The organism is Syntrophorhabdus sp., assembly GCA_012719415.1.
In the GTDB taxonomy this organism is placed as follows: Bacteria; Desulfobacterota; Syntrophorhabdia; order Syntrophorhabdales; family Syntrophorhabdaceae; genus Delta-02.
The window spans coordinates 1-2,401 of sequence record JAAYAK010000192.1 but is presented as its reverse complement, the minus strand read 5'-3'; the positions used below and the strand labels follow the sequence as shown (position 1 = coordinate 2,401).

Below are 2,401 nucleotides of genomic sequence, written 5' to 3'. Positions count from 1 at the left end.
TTGTAGATGAGGTCCGTCAGCTGCCCCGCGTCGGAGAGGTCCCCGTAGTGGAGGAAGAGCTGGGCTCCCGGTGAGTGGGGGTCCGTGTAGATGTGGTCTATCCTCCCCGTGTTGAAGGTGCTGGCCCGCCTTATCACCCCGTGGACCTCGTACCCCTTCGAGAGGAGGTACTCGGCAAGGTAGGAGCCGTCCTGTCCTGTGATGCCTGTGATGAGAGCTCGGGTCATTTGTCCTCCACTTCTGTGAATTGGTTATTCCCGGAAATATGGCAACACCACCCCATAGCCCTGGTCACAGCGGAGACTCGCTCACAGGGTGCGCTGATGTCGCGCGCTACTTCAACGAGTGATTGGGAAGCTAGCTACTGCCGGATAACTGCGAGGTGGGAGCCGAAACGGCCGAACGAAGATGTGAGGCGATGGAATGAACCAGGCCGGGGAACAGAACGTGTATCCTTCTGAACCACGATCCATGCGTTGTCGTGCCAGACCTGCTGTCCTGGAATCTGTCAATGGTGATGCTCATGGTCACCCTCCTGCGGGGCGTATGTGGGCTAAAAAAGGGCAAGCTACCGCCACAGGCATCGGCCGACCGTCTACACCGACGATCCGGCCGGACAAGAACAGATCAGTTGGAACCAAACCCCCTGGTCGCGTAAAACAAGTAGCAGATAAAGTCGTTATACTGTGGCACCCCGGGACGGTCAATGTAAACAAGGTCACATGGCAAAATTTCAATACAGCTTTATGCTACTTTTAAACTAATTCTCCTATTACCCTCTTTTGCCAGTTAAATTGTGGATTAATATTGGTTCATATTCCATATTGCAGACAATTCCGTACATCGTCACCTACTGGTAGATCAAGAAAAGACAGGGCATGACGGCATTTCGAAGCGCGTTCCCCGGCCCCAGGGGTAAATGGTTCGTATTATCCTCGATTACACCAGGGTAGTTAAAATGACCACGAAACAATGACAATTTGTGCGACAGACAAAGGTTCAGCCCATCTCATATGATGGTATGAGACCCTGCACGCCGCCTTTCAGGGGAGCGGGTAAGAGAGGGAAAGCACCAGGTGAAGCCACCTTTGATCATACCTCTTGTACTCATTGCGCTTCTCTGTTCGTGCAAAACGTGCAGGGTCACATCCGTGGAGGATGCGATCGCCTATAACGTCAGGGGTTATGACACTCGCATCGCCATATACAGGACAGGCATCGACGGGAAGATGTGGGGAGCCTTTATGTGGACACACCACGCGCAAGCGCAGGTGTACGTGAACAACCGGTGGAAATGGGTTGGAGTTCTCGGCCTGTCGGACTCACCCACCTTCTCCGTCGCGAACGGCGAGATACACTACTGGGACGTCACCGATTACGTTCTCTTCCTGAAGAAGAACAACATTTATTATTAGCCTTCCACCGCCCTCCCCCCAAGGGCGATTCAAGCACGGCCTGATCCCAAGCCCCAACAGGGATCAGGCCGCCTAACTGAAAAAACCGTTCCAAGTCACAAGTCTCAGGTCTCCGGCTGAAAGACAAAAAAAGGGCTGCTCCAGGCTCTGAACCCGGAACAGCCCCTTGCTTCCGATCTTTCTTCTTCTTTTTCTTCTTAACCTGAGACCTGAAACCTGAAACCTGAGACGGTCTTCTCTACTTTCTCGTCCAGAAGGTCTCCACCAGCCCCACTTTCCATGTTCCGCCTTCTTTGATCATCTGCAGGCAAACGGGGTGTTTCGACTTCCTGTGAGTTATCAGAAGCTCGGCCCTTTCTTCCCGCACGAAACCGACCTCCCACTTGCTCTCCTCCAGAATGGTGGCAGGATCGAAGGACTGGAGGATACCCTTCCAGTATGAACCGGCGATCATGCCATTCGCTTTGAGGTCGGTGTTTATTTGTTCCATCGTGTACTGCCCGTTCGTCCCCTTGCGTATGTCATCTACTATGACCCCCCGCGACTTTGCGCTCAGCAACGACCACACCCTGTTGTACTTCTCTCCCCGCAGATGCTGAAAGAAATGCTCCGCCGTGGCAAGGACCGCGCTGAGACCGTCCTGTCCCTCTGCCCCTCGGCACAACGCCGGACCAAGAAAGAACAAGACACACACGAAAAACAGGAACACGGCCTTTGCCGGGGTGAAGCCCGCCACGAAGGATCTCTTCATCACACTGTGGGTCTTTAATGGTGCGCCGTTGTCGTATGAGCGGTGGTTGTGCCCCCGCCTCCGCCTCCGCCGCCTCCGCCGCCGCTTCCGAAGGCGGCCGCTCCTCCTCCGACGGCTGCCGCGGCTGCCGCGGCGCCGACGGCGATCGTGCCGGCACCCACTCCGGCGGTCATGGCGGCACCGGCGGCGGCGCCCACCGTTATCGTTCCGGCCCCCACGGTCGCCCCGGCGAAGG

At 55.9% G+C, this 2,401-nt stretch carries 4 protein-coding genes; 1 reads left to right on the top strand and 3 read right to left on the bottom strand.

Going from position 1 to position 2,401, the window contains the following annotated elements; translation table 11 throughout:
* On the bottom strand, positions 1 to 227 hold a 227-nt coding region (locus GXX82_11040), incomplete at its 3' end, for an NAD-dependent epimerase/dehydratase family protein (protein ID NLT23571.1).
* An 861-nt stretch (positions 228 to 1,088) separates the two neighbouring features.
* Between GXX82_11040 and GXX82_11035 the strand changes: the two genes are divergently transcribed.
* Entirely contained in the window at positions 1,089 to 1,415 is a 327-nt protein-coding gene (locus GXX82_11035) for a hypothetical protein (GenBank protein NLT23570.1), read from the top strand.
* A 238-nt stretch (positions 1,416 to 1,653) separates the two neighbouring features.
* On the opposite strand, the gene GXX82_11030 is transcribed toward GXX82_11035, so the two are convergent.
* Complete coding sequence (locus GXX82_11030; protein NLT23569.1) at positions 1,654 to 2,166, bottom strand: hypothetical protein; 513 nt, start codon at positions 2,164 to 2,166, stop codon at positions 1,654 to 1,656.
* A 14-nt stretch (positions 2,167 to 2,180) separates the two neighbouring features.
* Positions 2,181 to 2,401, bottom strand: a 221-nt coding sequence (locus GXX82_11025; protein NLT23568.1) for a hypothetical protein, incomplete at its 5' end; no start/stop codon positions are given.